This is a genomic window from Dolichospermum sp. UHCC 0406 (assembly GCF_009712025.1).
Classification (GTDB): Bacteria; Cyanobacteriota; Cyanobacteriia; order Cyanobacteriales; family Nostocaceae; genus Dolichospermum; species Dolichospermum lemmermannii.
The window spans coordinates 64,278-78,042 of sequence record NZ_VILA01000016.1; the positions used below are offsets into that span (position 1 = coordinate 64,278).

Annotated in this window: 10 protein-coding genes; 3 read left to right on the forward strand and 7 right to left on the reverse strand. The window is 37.6% G+C overall.

Translation table 11 applies throughout. The annotated features are described in order from the left end of the window. Window positions 1-331: 331 nt before the first annotated feature. Both FJR09_RS14755 and FJR09_RS14760 read right to left on the reverse strand, forming a co-directional pair. Complete coding sequence (locus tag FJR09_RS14755) at window positions 332-3,079, reverse strand: class I SAM-dependent DNA methyltransferase (protein ID WP_168652677.1); 2,748 nt, start codon at window positions 3,077-3,079, stop codon at window positions 332-334. A 101-nt stretch (window positions 3,080-3,180) separates the two neighbouring features. Beyond that, on the reverse strand, window positions 3,181-4,119 hold the full coding sequence (locus tag FJR09_RS14760; protein ID WP_015078773.1) for a hypothetical protein: 939 nt from the start codon (window positions 4,117-4,119) through the stop codon (window positions 3,181-3,183). On the opposite strand from FJR09_RS14760, the gene FJR09_RS14765 reads away from it, so the two are divergent. Further along, window positions 4,102-4,290: a hypothetical protein gene (locus tag FJR09_RS14765; protein WP_041457659.1), complete on the forward strand. Its 189-nt coding sequence runs from the start codon at window positions 4,102-4,104 to the stop codon at window positions 4,288-4,290. The genes FJR09_RS14760 and FJR09_RS14765 overlap by 18 nt on opposite strands. Before the next feature lie 274 nt (window positions 4,291-4,564). Here FJR09_RS14765 and FJR09_RS14770 read toward each other — a convergent pair whose 3' ends face one another. From FJR09_RS14770 to FJR09_RS14790, 5 genes are all read right to left on the reverse strand, one after another. Beyond that, window positions 4,565-5,134 (reverse strand): 5-formyltetrahydrofolate cyclo-ligase, encoded by a 570-nt coding sequence (locus FJR09_RS14770; protein ID WP_168650571.1) that lies wholly within the window; start codon window positions 5,132-5,134, stop codon window positions 4,565-4,567. 146 nt (window positions 5,135-5,280) lie between these two features. Then, complete coding sequence (locus FJR09_RS14775) at window positions 5,281-6,225, reverse strand: GDP-L-fucose synthase (protein WP_015078771.1); 945 nt, start codon at window positions 6,223-6,225, stop codon at window positions 5,281-5,283. A gap of 19 nt (window positions 6,226-6,244) precedes the next feature. Beyond that, window positions 6,245-7,324, reverse strand: coding sequence for a GDP-mannose 4,6-dehydratase (gene gmd / locus FJR09_RS14780; protein WP_015078770.1), 1,080 nt, complete (start codon window positions 7,322-7,324; stop codon window positions 6,245-6,247). Between the two features lie 331 nt (window positions 7,325-7,655). Continuing rightward, on the reverse strand, window positions 7,656-8,414 hold the full coding sequence (locus FJR09_RS14785; protein ID WP_015078769.1) for a sugar transferase: 759 nt from the start codon (window positions 8,412-8,414) through the stop codon (window positions 7,656-7,658). Window positions 8,415-8,526: 112 nt separating this feature from the next. Continuing rightward, entirely contained in the window at window positions 8,527-9,669 is a 1,143-nt protein-coding gene (locus FJR09_RS14790; RefSeq protein WP_168652676.1) for a glycosyltransferase, read from the reverse strand. A 192-nt stretch (window positions 9,670-9,861) separates the two neighbouring features. On the opposite strand from FJR09_RS14790, the gene FJR09_RS14795 reads away from it, so the two are divergent. Both FJR09_RS14795 and FJR09_RS14800 read left to right on the forward strand, forming a co-directional pair. After that, the gene (locus FJR09_RS14795; RefSeq protein ID WP_015078767.1) at window positions 9,862-10,794 is read left to right on the forward strand and encodes an NAD-dependent epimerase/dehydratase family protein; all 933 of its coding nucleotides are present in this window, start codon (window positions 9,862-9,864) and stop codon (window positions 10,792-10,794) included. A 257-nt stretch (window positions 10,795-11,051) separates the two neighbouring features. Continuing rightward, on the forward strand, window positions 11,052-13,610 hold the full coding sequence (locus FJR09_RS14800; protein ID WP_015078766.1) for a dynamin family protein: 2,559 nt from the start codon (window positions 11,052-11,054) through the stop codon (window positions 13,608-13,610). Window positions 13,611-13,765 lie beyond the last annotated feature (155 nt).

The window sequence follows — 13,765 nt, forward strand, 5'->3', positions numbered from 1 at the left end:
TGATCATGATGTGAGAGTAGCTTATTACACGGTTTAAGGGTTATTTAATCTTTTGTTTAAATACCAAACAATATATTGGCAGTATGGACTATATTTGCCTTCTGCATCTTTGCTACTAAGTCCGACTGGGAATGAATTCCCAATCTAATGGCAAAAGTCATCTAAAGATGACTAATAATTTTCTAAATCTTCAGTTTACTTTAGTAAACTTTAGCTATTAGCCTGGAACTTAAGTTCCAGGCGGGTGTGGAAGCCAAACAAATAAGCTATCTGTAGCCTAAGTTGACACCAATGAGCTTTTGCTTTACCCCTACCTAATTGATATTAACAATTAATTACTTTTTTTCGCTCTTTTCTTTTTCTCTGGTTTGAGTAAGGGAGCATTTAAAGCTTCATATAAATTAAATAAAAACTCAATCCTATTCAATTCATTTACAAATGGTTGGGGACGATAACATAAGTCTACGGCTTTATCTAATATTTGATGTGCCTTTACTAAGTCTGGTGGCATTGTCAAGGGGTCATACAAATCGGCTAAACTACTATCAGGATATTTTGCTCTGGTGTCTAATACTGCTTGCGCGGCTGTTTCTACTTTCTGTTTTTGTTTCTCATTGACGTTTTCAGGAAAGGGATAATTATTGTAAACAATGGTATTGGAATAGCGAAAACGACTTTCTAATCTTCCACATACATATTTTACCCATGTAATGTGCATTTCTGAAGTGAGAATACCAAATAAGTAGAGAGTGGCATTAGGAATTAAAAAACAGAGATTGCTAGTAATAATTTCTGAAGGCATAAAACCTATAGGAATATATTTCCTCCTTTCAGAAGACGCACTTGGTACAAGTAAATAATCTGTATCAGGTTGTGCTATCTGACAAAATAGAGTAGGTGTAGTTGCAAATTTACGAGTAGAAGCAGCTTTACTTTCTAACCGGAACTGTTTAACTTTATTTACTCGTTTTAATACCTCTGGTAAAGCTTTGAGTTCCTTTGGAGAAATATCAACAAGCCAAAGACAATAGCGACTATATCCATTAATAAACTCCTGGGATCCTGTATAGGGTCTGATCCATTTTTCAGCTTGAGGTTCAATCTTAATAAATTCTTCTTTTTCAGTTTCAGTAAAAATAAGATTACCACCATCTCTTGGCATACTTCCAAAACGCATTAAGGGAATATTAGAAATGGGAAAACTTTTATTAGTGATAATTGTGTCACTTCCATCTACCAGATAAGGATTGATATTTTTAGCTTTTATTGTCAGTGGTTCACTCTGAATATCCTCATAATCAGAAATATATTTTTCGGTAATATTGAAGTTGGCAAAACCAATAATTACACAATGGACAGCAGCATTTCCTTTAGCTTCATTACTCCATTTAAAAGTACGATGAGCAAAATGAATTTTAATCTTATATTTATTAAATAATATATTCCAAAGTATAGCGACTTGTTCACCTTGTGATATAGAATTTGTGGAAACAAAGCCTACTTTTATTTGGCTATTTTCGATAATTTTTGCTGCTTTTATATACCAAGCACAAACATAATCTAAAACACCTATTCCTTTCTCTCCATGAAAAACATGATCAATATCATTTCTTTGTTGAGCATTCATAATCATTGCCCCAACAAATGGGGGATTTCCTAAGATGAAACTTAACTTTTCCTTGTCGACAACGGTTTCCCAATCAATTCTTAATGAATTACCATGAACAATTTTCGCAGATTTAGTTAAAGGAACTCTAAAAAAATATTGACCAAATTCATGACTAACCTGAATATTCATTTGATGATCAATTAACCACATTGCCACCTCCGCAACACGCACCGCAAATTCATCATATTCAATACCCGTAAATTGATCTACATTAACCTTAATAATATCTTGAATATTAATAAATTGCTGTCCATTTTTATTCAATGCTTGCAAAATTTTAATTTCTAGATTTCGCAATTCCCGATAGGTGATAATTAGGAAATTACCACAACCACAAGCAGGATCAAGAAAATAAAGATTAGCGATTTTTTGATGTAATTCTTGGAGTTTACCTCGATTACTTTTGACTTTTTCTAACTCTAAATATAAATCATCTAAAAATAGAGGTTTAATCAACTTTTGAATATTTTTTTCTGAGGTATAATGAGCGCCTAAATTTCGTCTTTCTGTGGGATTCATGACCGCTTGAAACATCGAACCAAAAATAGCCGGTGAGATTTTACCCCAGTCAAAACCACAAGCTTCTAAAAACATTTCCCGCATTTTGCTATCAAAAGCAGCGGGTTGTAAAACCTCCTCAAATAACTTACCATTCACATAGGGAAACTGAGCCAAATTAGTATCTAAATTTGTTAATCTTTTTTCTGGTGGTGTATTTAATGTATGAAAAATAGAAGCAATGTGCATTGCTAAATCACTACCATCTGATTTAGTATGTAAATCAATATATTCCCAAAAAATACCTTTATCAAAAATGCCTGTATCATCAGCAAATAAACAGAAGAGTAACCGGACTAAATAGACTTCTAAATCATGACCTCGATAACCAACTGCTTCTAGTTTATCATGTAGTTTACCCATTAATTCAGCGGCTTGGATATTGACCGGATCTTCATCTTTATAGGTGCGTTTTTCATAACCAGCAATAAAACCGAATAAATGAACCTGATTAATAAAATCTTTGAGGACAAATTCTGTGGTAATATTAGTATCTAAATCGTAGAGTTTAAACTTTTGAAAATCAGAAACTAAAATATATTTTGGTAATTCATGTTCTTTTAAACCAGGGAAATAATCTTTGGCTTGCTGCATAGCTTTATCTAGACTTTTCCCCCTAGATTTATGTTCTACTAAAATTACACCTTTCCAGAGTAAATCAATAAAACCTTGTTTATTATCGGCTTTTTTGACAGATTGTTCAAATGTTGCCACCCGACGACGAGAAATACCAAAAACATGAAAAAACCCATCCCAAAATGATTTAGCTTCTGCATCTTCTGAGGTTTCATGTTCCCATTCTTGAGAAAATGCGATCGCTCGACTTTTGATTTCGTTCCAACTTAAAGGCATAGCTGATAATTTTTGGATAAGAAACAGTGGTTTTAAATAATCACCCCGACTTCTCTAAGAAGTTGGGGATCTAAAGGATGTGAACAACCTACAAAAATGGGTTATTTAATGGGGAATTTAGCTAATAATTCCTCACGAGACAACTGAGATAAATTGAGTAATAAATCAGTTCTTTCTGTGAGAGAAAGTTCCATAATAGGAGTAACAACAGCAGATAATTTCTCATCTAAATTACCAAAACGTGCTGTTAGTAAACTTCCTACTATTAACCGCAATTCTTCTTGTCTTCCCGTTTGCAATCCCGTTTGTAGTCCCGTTTGCAGTCCCGTTTGCAGTCCCTCTTGTCGCCATTCCTCGCGTTGTTTGAGATATGCTGGTGATAAAGTCATAATCAACTCCCTATCTTCATCGTTGATATTAGTGTTAATCTCTATATTTTTACGCCAAGATGCTAAAATTTCCAGTAGATAATTACACTGGTTTTCTGTGGAAACTGTGATCAGTTCTTGTACTGCTTGTTTTTGGGTTTCCCCATTACCTAACACCCTTAACCATAGTGTATCCTGATTTTTGGGTAATTGGTTAATTGCTACAATTGCGGTTTTATGCGATTCTCCTAGAAAATAAACTCCTGTTTCCCAATCATCTTCGAGTGTAGCTCTAAATCCATCTAGTTTATTTTTTGAGCAGGTTGGTGTTAAAATCCATAAAACAGGGAACTCGGTTTCCATTAGCCGCCGATTTTCTCTTTTTGCTTGTCGAAACAATTCTTCATGAAGGCTGGATAATTTTGACATACAACTTCTAATTGTCATTTCATTGGGAGGATTACGAAAAGGTTCAAATAGACAGCTTGTAACTGCCATTTTTGCTAATAATCCTAAATCGGAAGTTACAGATTTTGATTGATTGGGAACAAACCAAATATCTATTTCCCTAACTTCGCTTTTTACGTCTTTACCAATATCTACTTGACCTAAAGGTTTTAATAATTCCTCTAGATATTCTTTCGCAAATTGGTCATGGGCTTCTCTCGTCATACAAAATCCATTGCTAAAAAACCTCTCCGTCCAGCAGTAACTCCAACTTCCGAAATAAAAACTGCAAATATCTCTACCAATAAAGTTGAAAATTCTCCTAATAATAACACAGAAAAAATACAAAAACCAGTTACAGATATTCGGACTGATACTAATAAAGCTGATTTTTAATGAGTAGAGAAAACCGCCGGTTATTCAGGTGCAGAATTAGATAAATTAGTCAGAGAAGCTATTTATTTAGCTGAATATGGACACTTACCAACAAAGATTCATTGGGAAAATGCGTTATTACAAATTAGTCCCCAATATCGGACTTCTAGTATGCAGCAACTGTTGCGAAAATATTTAAAATTAATAGAAGGTGGCGGTGGTAAACCTGCATCAGAATTAGAAATAGGTTTTTTAGAAAATCTTATTCTTGGATCTTAGTTAACTTCAATTTTTTCTACTGTAAACTGGTGGTTGTCATCAAGTTTTCTGTAATTACCCTTTCTAATGGTTTATCCCAACTATCAACAGGTAATTGAGATAAATAAGCAAAATCAAAAACCACTCCTATAGTTGCTTTTGTCTGCCAACCAGGAGAATTTAACAAACGGTCATAATATCCCCCACCATAACCTAAGCGGTATCCTTGGACATCACAACCCACACAGGGAACAATAATTAAATCTACTTCTTCAATGTCAATTATCGGTGCTTCGTGGTGAGGTTCTGTAATCCCATAAGCACCGATATTAATTGTGTCATCAGGTTGCCAAGAATGCCAAACTAGAGATTTATCAACACAACGGGGAAAACCCCAACGTTTATTAGTGTTAGTATATAGCGAGCTAATATCAGGTTCTTGACGAAAGCTAAAAAAAGCCAGAATTGTATTTGCTTGATTAAATATAACCGAGTTTTGGATATTGGTGGTGAGGCGATCGCTTTTCCCCCGCCATTCTAATAATGTCATAGACTGACGTTTTTGGAGTAAAACCCGTCGCAATTCCTTTTTAGTTAGTTGTGACAATTTTGGATTTTAGATTTTAGATTTCCCTCGTTCCCATACTCTGTATGGGAATGAATTAAGAAGGCTCTGCCTTGTGTGTATGCTAGAGTCAGAAACTCTATGAAGGCATTCCCAGTCGGAGACTGGGAACGAGATGAGGAGATCATCTATGCAGCGTTTTTACGCCACCAATCAATAGTATTTTTCAAACCTTGTCTAAATTCTACTTCAGCAGTGAAGCCAAAAGCCTGTTTTGCCCTTTCCGTGTCCAAACAACGTCGGGGTTGGCCATTGGGTTTGTCGGTTTCCCACACAAGTTCACCCTCATACTCCATCAATTCGCAAATTAAAGTAATTAGATCTTTGATAGAGATTTCGTAACCAGTTCCTAAATTCACGGGTTCAGCATCATTATAAAACTGAGTTCCCATGACTATTCCCCGTGCTGCGTCTGTAGAATACAAAAATTCACGGGTAGGAGAACCATCACCCCACACAGGAAGTTGTTTTTCTCCCCTGGTTTGGGCTTCTTCCACTTTGCGAATTAAAGCGGGAATTACATGAGAACTGCTAGGGTTGAAGTTGTCTTCAGGTCCATACAAGTTCACTGGTAACAGGTAAATACCATTAAACCCATACTGCTGACGATAAGATTGTAGTTGGACTAAGAGAGCTTTTTTTGCCACTCCATAGGGGGCGTTAGTCTCTTCTGGATAACCATTCCAGATGTCATCTTCTTTAAATGGTACAGGGGTAAACTTAGGATAGGCGCAAATAGTTCCTACACAGACAAACTTTTCTATCCCTTGTTGATAAGCTGCATGGATTAACTGAGTTCCCATGATCAAGTTATCGTAAAATAACTCGCCGGGTTTTTCTCGATTTAGACCAATGCCACCAACATGAGCGGCTAAGTGAATGATAATATCCTGTTGGTCTGCTGCCCGTTGGCAATTTTCCCATACTCGTAGATCACAGTCGTGCGATCGCGTTACAGTAATTTTCTCACTGTTAGCGCCATGCTGACATAATTGATCTATCACCTGACGGCCGAGAAAACCCGCCCCACCAGTGACAAGAATCCGTTTATTTGCTAAATCTAAGGCTGTCATATTATTATCCTTGATCTGATTAAAAGTGCAGAGATCCTAATTCTTGACGGGTAGTAGCAATATCTTGAGGGTATTTTGCACCATTACCATTAGGGGAAGTACAACCCACAGCTTGTAAATCAGCTTCTACCATGAGCGCAACCAGTTCTTTAAATGTTACTGATGGTTTCCAGCCTAATTTTTGCTGTGCCTTAGTCGGATCACCAATTAATAAATCTACTTCTGCAGGACGCAGATAACGTTGATCAAACTCTACGTATTTCTGCCAATCGAGATTAACATAACTAAATGCTAACTCCAGAAACTCCTTCACTGAATGGGTTTCACCAGTTGCCACCACATAATCATCTGGCTGCTCTTGTTGCAACATCAACCACATTGCTTTTACGTAATCTTTGGCATAACCCCAATCTCTCTTGGAATCCAAATTACCCATGAAGATATTTTTTTGTTTACCAGCAACTATGCGGGCTATGGCTCTAGTAATTTTGCGGGTAACAAATGTTTCGCCCCTTCTGGGAGATTCATGATTAAAAAGAATACCGTTACAAGCAAATAAATTGTAAGATTCGCGGTAATTTATGGTTTGCCAGTGAGCGTACACCTTAGCACAAGCGTAGGGACTGCGGGGATAAAAAGGTGTGGTTTCACTTTGGGGAACTGCTTGCACCAAACCATACATTTCCGAAGAACCAGCTTGATAGAAACGGACTTCAATCCCAGTGCGGTGTTGATAATCGCGGATTGCTTCCAATAAACGTAATGTCCCCATACCTACAGCATCTACTGTATATTCAGGTGAATCAAAGCTCACCCGGACGTGGGATTGAGCGCCTAAATTATAAATTTCTGTAGGTTTAACTTCTTCTAAAATCCGCCGCAGTGTTGTTCCGTCTGTCAAATCACCATAGTGAAGAAACAGCCTTGCGCCCTCGTTATGAGGATCTTCATACATATGATCAATTCTGTCTGTGTTAAAGGTGGAAGTACGGCGAATAATCCCGTGGACTTCATAACCTTGTTCTAGTAAAAGTTCAGTTAAATAAGAACCATCTTGACCAGTAATACCAGTAATTAAAGCCCGTTTTCTTTGTGTCATGGTTGGTGATGCCTTGTTGTTTTTAGTTGAAGATTACAAACATTCTGATATAAACTAGCAGTTAATTGATATAACTGCCCAATAGTTAGGCTACAAATATTAGTTGCTATTACAAGTTAAAGGTCAACAAATATTTTTGCTAAAAAACACTTTAACAAATAATTATAGGTTTAGTTCAATTAATATTCTTGATTTCAAGTGTATCAATTATTGTCAGCACTAGAAATTCCTTGAGCCGTATATATGCGTAAGAATAAATTTTATACCTTTGCTATCGAAAATAGTTTTTGGGGCATAATGTTGCCCCATAAGATGGAATTTGCGTACTTACTTAGTAAGCTCCTTTATTTTTGGGCATAATGACAACATTAACTGTTTTCAGGATGATCCACAAATCAAGCCAAAAATTCCTAAAATTGACATAATGGAGGTCTATTTGCACCCGGCGAGGATATGGAATATCATTACGCCCGGATACTTGCCACAAACCAGTAATTCCAGGACGAATCGTTAAAACATGATTGATATAATCACCATATTTGATTAATTCTTCCGCGACTAAAGGTCTTGGACCAACTACACTCATATCTCCTTTGAGAACATTCCAAAATTGGGGAAATTCATCTAAGCTGGTAATTCGCAAAAAGTGACCAATTTTAGTGATTCTTGGGTCTGTTTTCAGCTTAAAATTGTCTTCAAATTCTGCTCGGAGGTTAGGTGATGTAGCCATCATTTCGACAAGAATTTCGTCAGCATTGTTGACCATGGTGCGAAACTTAATGCAATTGAAGCTGCGGTAGTTTTTGCCCACCCGTTCTTGAACATAAAAGATCGGACCCTTTGAGCTTATGGCTATCAATAAAGCCAATATCATGTAGATGGGAGAAAACAAAATCAAGACCGACAATGAAAAAACTATATCAAACAGTCGTTTAAAAAACTCTCCGTATAAACCCTGAAAAGATAAACTTCTGGATTTCACCTTTGGCTGTTTAACTTTTTGACCACGTTTTGATAAAACAGTCACAGATGTACTGTTATCCTTCCGCGGGTATCGCTTGCCGGAGAGGAGTGAACTCTGGGCAGTCATCATACTCCTTTATAATCCACACCACACATAGTCCCAATCTTAAAGCTAAAAGGCAGTAATTTTGAGGAAAAATTTGCACTCTTCTGAGAAAATAAATACAAAAGGCCGATGTTTACTTTTGGTAAACTCCTTTTTCACGACATTCATTCACAAAACCTAGATAACGTTCTGCAAAAACCTGGCGAGAAAATTGATTAGCGTGTGTTTGTATATACTCATAATTGTATAAATGCTCATGATCTACAAATTTTTCTACGGCATCTACTATAGCTCCTACTGTTTGGATTTTAAATAATATACCAGTTCCTGTATCAGGATGTGTCTGAATATCTCTGACTGTTTCCAATGCACCACCTGCACGGTATGCAATTACGGGAGTTCCACAGGCTTGGGCTTCAACTAGGGCAATGCCAAAGTCTTCGCAAGCTGCATAAACAAAGGCTTTGGCACGGGACATATAATTTTTGACGATATGATCGGGTTGCCATCCTAAGATTTGAATATGTGGTTGAGCTATTTCCCGTAATTTGTTCATTTGAGGACCAGTGCCAATAATAACCAAGGGTTTTTTGAGGCTATTAAAAGCCTGAACAATTAAGGAAACTTGTTTATAACTTACTAGTCGGGAAACTATCAGATAAAAATCCTCTTTTTGCGAGGAAAAGAGACATTCATCAATATTGACTGGTGGATAGATGACGGTTGCTTCTCGACGATAGCACCGCCAAATTCGTCTAGCTGTGTGTTGTGAATTGGCAATGAAGTAATCCACCCGGTTGGCACTGATTACGTCCCATTGCCGCAAATTATGGAGGATTTGGCGGGTGATCCAGCCGATTGCTCCTTGCCCTAGTTTGCTTTGGTTGAGATAATCAAAGGTTAAATCCCACGCGTAGCGCATGGGGCTATGGCTATAGCAGATATGCAATTGATTAGGGGTGGTTAAGACTCCTTTAGCTACAGCATGAGATGAAGATAAAATAACTTCATATTGTCGCAAATCCAATTGCTCAATGGCCAAGGGTAATAGGGGTAAATATTTTTGGACTCCTTGACGGGCTTGGGGAAATTTCTGTAAAAACGTTGTGCCAATTTGACGTTTATACAGGTAACTTTCTGGATTGCTGGATTCAAAATCAATCAGGGCGTATAAATCAGCGTCAATGTGATTTAATATTTCCTGGACTACGAGTTCTGAACCTCCTGTGGCTTGAGGGGTTAACCACTCATGAACTAAGGCATATTCTAAGGACACGGTTAAGTTGAATGGGTGGAAGGTAAGTAGGTGAGCATTAAAAATTGTCGTTCGGAGAAGGCAGGGGGAAAGAGTTTGATCTCTCTAGATTGAATAGAAGATATAATCCTACCAAAAGATGTTCCTCTAGTGATACTACAACCTGATAACCTCTACAGATAGCGGTAATTTTTATTCAGGAATTAGAAAGTTATGCGGATTCTGGTTATCGGTGGAACTCGGTTTATTGGGGTGTATTTGACTCAACTGCTGATTAAGGATGGACATGAGGTGGTTTTGTTCAATCGTGGTAATCATGCTGCACCTGCGGGGGTAGGACAAATTATAGGCGATCGCACTAACTCAACTCAACTTCAAGAAAAGTTAGCACCAGAAAGTTTTGATGTCGTTTTTGACAATAATGGTAGGGAACTCACGGATACACAACCTCTGGCAGAAATTTTTCAAGGACGGGTCAAACATTTTGTTTATATGAGTTCTGCGGGTGTTTACCTCAAATCTGACCAAATGCCCCATTTAGAAGGGGATGCTGTTGATCCTAAGAGTCGTCACCAGGGTAAACATGAAACGGAAGCTTACCTCAAGCAGTTGGGAATCCCCTTTACTTCTATTCGTCCTACTTATATCTACGGGCCGCAAAATTATAATCCTTTGGAAAGTTGGTTTTTTGATAGAATTGTACGCGATCGCCCGATTTGTATTCCCGGAAATGGTATGCACATCACTCAACTTGGCCATGTCTGGGATTTAGCTCAAGCGATGACCCAGATAATTGGGAATGATCAAGCAATTGGGCAGATTTATAATATTTCGGGCGATCGCTTTGTCACTTTCGATGGGTTAGCGCGTGCTTGTGCTGTAGCTGCTGGTAAATCTGCCGATGATGTGAAAATCGTCCATTATGATCCGAAAAAGTTTGATTTCGGTAAACGGAAAGCTTTTCCGATGCGGGTACAGCATTTCTTTGCATCAGTGAATAAAGCACAAATAGAATTAAATTGGCAACCTAAATATGATTTGATTTCTGGTTTGCAAAATTCTTTAGTAAATGATTATTTAATCAATGGACAAGATAAATTAGAAGTTGATTTTTCTGTAGATGATGAGATTTTGAAAGCTGGGTAATTTCTGGCAATTGCCGGGGTTTAGCATTGCTCATTGGTGAGGCAAGAGGCAAGAGGGTTTGGGCGATTTTACTTTTCTTTACACAGATTGGTTTTATTGTGTTCACCTACTTAGATGAAGATTAGAAAAACAAAGAACAAAGAAATTCCCGCTTCCGTCTTGCGTCTTGCCTGTTTTCGTGGCACCACATAGGAATAGTTTTAAGGTTTTGTGTTATAACCCAGTTGTGAAAATGAACTCAAACGAAAGACTACTCTATGGAACCAGATAAGCTGGCACGATTGAAAGAGTACGGTGAATTTATCCTCCGCAAAATTGACTCAGTTCCCCAGCGCCCTTCCCAGGAGGAAGATTGGGTTCCCACTAGCCTTGATGATTGTCTGCTGCGGCTGCGAGAGGCAGCAGAGAAAACTGTGGAACTGGCCAACTCACCGGTAAAAATTGGCATCATGGGGGAATTTAGCAGCGGTAAAAGTTTGCTGCTAGGAAGTCTCATTGGTTACGCAGACGCTTTACCCGTGAGCGAAAATCCGACAACCGGTAATGTCACAGCTATTCATATTAAACCCCAGGATGGTTTTGCAACTACCCAAGCAAATAATTATACGGTAGAATATTTATCCCATGAAGGGGTAAATGAGTGCTTACACTTCATGCTCAAAGAAGCAAACCGTCGCGCTGCGTCCGCTGGGGTGACACCTTTACAGGTAGCTAAAATTAAAACCGGTAAGGATATCAGTATTTGGTGTGAGGAAGTTTGGAAAAGTTCCAATAATTTAGAGTTGCGTTATTTGGTGCGGGAGTTAGTGTTATTTTTGCGGGCTTATCAGGCTTATGGTGAGGCTTTATGCGGTCGTCTTTACCCAATTGATGGGATTACAGCCCGTGAAGGTTTACAACTGGCAGAAATGCCTATGGCGATTCAATCTCTCAAATTTGAGGATTTACCAGCAGCGAATGTTCGCTTACCAAATGCGCCACAAAGGTTAGGAACGCAATTATTACAAACCAGTTTTCCCTTAATTCGTCGTGTTGATATTGATGTGAAAATATCACGAGAAATTTGGGATGTTACAGGTGCAGAAGAATTTGTCCTTTTAGATTTTCCCGGCTTGGGTGCAGCTAATTCTGGAACTAGAGATACATTTTTATCCTTGCGAGAATTGGCACAGGTACAGACAATTTTAGTCTTACTTAATGGTAAATCACCGGGGAGCGATCGCGCCAATAAAATCTTCACAATGATGCAGCAACAGCGTCCAGGACAAGACCTCAAGGATTTAATTCTTGTCGGTGTGGGACGTTTTGATCAACTGCCTTTAGAAAGTGAAGGAGGAGAAAGGGAACTAGATTTATTAATTAATAATCAATCTGATTCTCAACCGTTACAAACAAATGCAGTTTTTCAAAAATTGAAAGTTCTCAAAACCATTATTGATGGGGCGGAAGCATTTACTTCTCAAAAAGATAGAATTGTTTTATTATCGCCACTGTTAGGATTGTCTGAATTTGCCAAACGTTCTAGTCAAATTAAAGCAGGTTCTGAGGAATTTCTTGCCAATTTAGATTATCCTGATTATCTGGAAAGACCGAAAAAATTACAACAGAAATGGGGTGATTTAAGTGAAGCTTTATTAGCAGCAGATGGGAGGAATCAATTAGGAAGACAATTAGGTTATTTTGCTCAAGATGGTGGGATTAGTAAATTAAGAGAATTGATTCAAACTCATGTTGCTAATCATGGCTTAAAGCAATTGTATGAAGATACTCGTCGGGCTGCTGATGTGATTCGTCAACAACAAGAATATCTCAAAGAAATTATTGCCGAAATCCATGAACAAGGCATACCCACAGTTGATACTCCAGCTTTACTAGAATTAAGATCAGCCATAGAAAGTTTAGATAGAACCTACAGAAACTTTCAGAAAGATTTAGGTAAAGAACAACTGAAAGATAGAAGAGGAATTGTAGTTAGTGATGTCATTAAAGATGAACTAACTTTGAAAATTTTGAATTGGAGTCAGTGGACATTATTATTTAATAAAATTCAAAATGGCACAATTACCTTAGCGGAATTTAAAGGTGCAGCGGGGAAATTATTTGATAGAGGAAATCGAGTCAATACCTCCATAGCAACCAAGAGTGATGACTTTTATCCGGCTTTCGAGAAAACCGTTAAAGAACTGGAGAACTTTGCGAGCGATCGCATTCATCAAGCTGTGGTAGACTTATTAAGCTCATTGGCACATCAAATTACCTTAGAACGGGAAAAACTGCAAACCATTCTTATCCCAGAAATGGAACAAGAAATTGAATCAAAATTTGGACTTGAAGAAGCAGATTTATTTTATAAACTCTTACTAGGATCTGATCCTCGTCAATGGAAAGAAGCCATTATTACCGAAATCAATAACCATGATCAAAGTATCAAACCAGAAAGTATTTTTCCCCTAGCCAGACAAGATGAAAAACACAGTGTAGGACAAATTTTTGATTGGTCACCAGAGAGAAATCAAAACACATCAAGAAGCGCAAATCATCAACTTTTCGTTTTACGACTGCGAGATGAAATTACCGCTAGTGCTAGTCTTCACCTCGTGCAATATGTGAGTGAAAGTAATCAGCAAGTAAATATAGAAATCAACGGAATTTTAGATCAAATTATTCCCAGCTTGCAAAACCTGGCCAAAAAAGAAGCACTACTAAGATATATTGCTGCAAGAGATTCACAAACCGAATTAGCCATTCCAGCTTGGTTAGAAATCTTAACCGATATTGCCACAATTAATGAAGAAGAATTATTTACCTGCATTTAATTGGTACTACTTTTATTCTTCATTCTTCTTCCTTCTTCCTTCTTCCTTCGTGTTCTTCGTCCCTTCGTGGTTCATTTAATCCATATTCTTTTATTAAGAAAAGAGTAAACCTTTAGTTATCAAATAAATTTAGGGAAATGCACTATCAATGAAAT